2 protein-coding genes and 1 pseudogene are annotated in these 1,577 nt (G+C 61.8%); all 3 read left to right on the plus strand.

Annotated elements, in window-relative coordinates:
• Positions 1 to 357 (plus strand): hypothetical protein (locus AAAB16_RS09250; protein WP_340663074.1); only part of this gene is annotated, 357 nt, incomplete at its 5' end.
• A gap of 28 nt (positions 358 to 385) precedes the next feature.
• Positions 386 to 1,063, plus strand: a complete 678-nt coding sequence (locus tag AAAB16_RS09255) for a response regulator transcription factor (protein WP_340663075.1) — start codon at positions 386 to 388, stop codon at positions 1,061 to 1,063.
• 220 nt (positions 1,064 to 1,283) lie between these two features.
• Positions 1,284 to 1,577 (plus strand): annotated as a pseudogene (locus AAAB16_RS09260) (LTXXQ domain protein); the annotation flags it as partial.

Here is a 1,577-nt window from a genome sequence, read left to right on the forward strand (position 1 = left end):
GTTGAAAGCAGCCCGCAGGCGACAGCACCGGATAGCAGCGCACAGCTCAGCGCCACTCAGGCGCAAGTGGACACCCTGGAGCAACGTCTGGCCGAAAGCGAACGCGCCCGCACCGAGCTCGCCGCGCAGATGCAAAGCAGCGTGGAAGTACGCGAAAACGCTGTAATCGGCCGTCTGCGCCAAGAGAATCAACGCCTCAAACTGCAGCTCAAAGAGGCTCAAGCCAGCCAACAACCGCCGCTGCTCAGCGAAGAACAAATGTGGTTTGCGGTTGGCGCGGCGGTCACTGTACTGGCGGTTTTGTTGGGTGCGCTGTTACGTGGTGGTCGGAAAAACCGCCGCGCCTGGATTAACTGAATAGCCCTTGGCGAAATAGACCAGCCTTATGTCCACTCTCTTATTGATCGACGACGACGTAGAACTCTGCGAGCTGCTGACCAGTTGGCTGAGCCAGGAAGGCTTTCACGTGCGCGCCTGCCACGATGGCCGCAGCGCCCGCGCGGCATTGGCCAGCGAGTCGCCAGCGGCTGTGGTGCTCGATGTGATGCTGCCTGATGGCAGTGGCCTGGAACTGCTCAAGCAATTGCGCACCGACCACCCCGAGCTACCAGTGCTGATGCTCTCGGCTCGTGGGGAGCCGCTCGATCGCATTCTCGGCCTGGAACTGGGTGCCGACGACTACCTGGCCAAACCCTGCGACCCCCGTGAGCTCACCGCCCGCCTGCGCGCCGTGCTGCGCCGCAGCGTGCCGGTGGCCACCGCCAGCCAACTGGAATTGGGCGATCTGGTGTTTAGTCCGATTCGAGGTTCGGTAACCATCGCCGGCCATGACGTGGTGCTAACCGTTTCCGAAAGCCGCCTGCTGGAAGCTCTACTGCGTCAACCCGGCGAACCAGTAGACAAGCAGGAACTGGCGCAACTGGCCCTGGGCCGCAAACTGACCTTGTACGACCGCAGCCTGGACATGCACGTCAGCAACCTGCGCAAAAAAATCGGCCCGCACACCGATGGCCGGCCGCGCATTCTCGCCCTACGCAGCCGCGGTTATTACTACAGCGCGTAACGTCCGCTCCTAGGGCGTGCTGTGCGCACCAAGCGGCATCCGCATATACCAATTGTGCGCACACCGTTCGCGCAGCGGCACAGCCGATGTAAAGATCGTCAGGCTTTGTGTAGCGTCGCCTTTACCTAAGCTTTACCCGCCCCTGACCGCGCTTGACCTTGTAATCCCTAGACTGGGCACATCCGGTAAATACGCCGGTTTGCAGACAAGGAGATACCCCATGCGTAAGACCCTCATCGCCGCTCTGTTTGCCGCAGCCCTGCCAACCATGGCCATGGCCATGCCGCCGGTAGGCGAAGACGGCCCGCGTCCTCCGTTCGCCCATGACGGCGGCCCACGTGGCGAGCACCGTGGCCCAGGTCCGTTTGCTGACCTGGACCTGAACAAAGAACAGCGCCAAGCCATCGGCAAAATCATGGGCGAACAAGCCCGTAGCCGTGACGAGCTGACCAAGCGCTACCTGGACAAACTGTCCGACGCCGACAAAAAGGCCATGCACGACGAGATCAAAGCC

Origin of the sequence: Pseudomonas sp., from assembly GCF_037994325.1 — a bacterium.
Taxonomy (GTDB): domain Bacteria; phylum Pseudomonadota; class Gammaproteobacteria; order Pseudomonadales; family Pseudomonadaceae; genus Aquipseudomonas.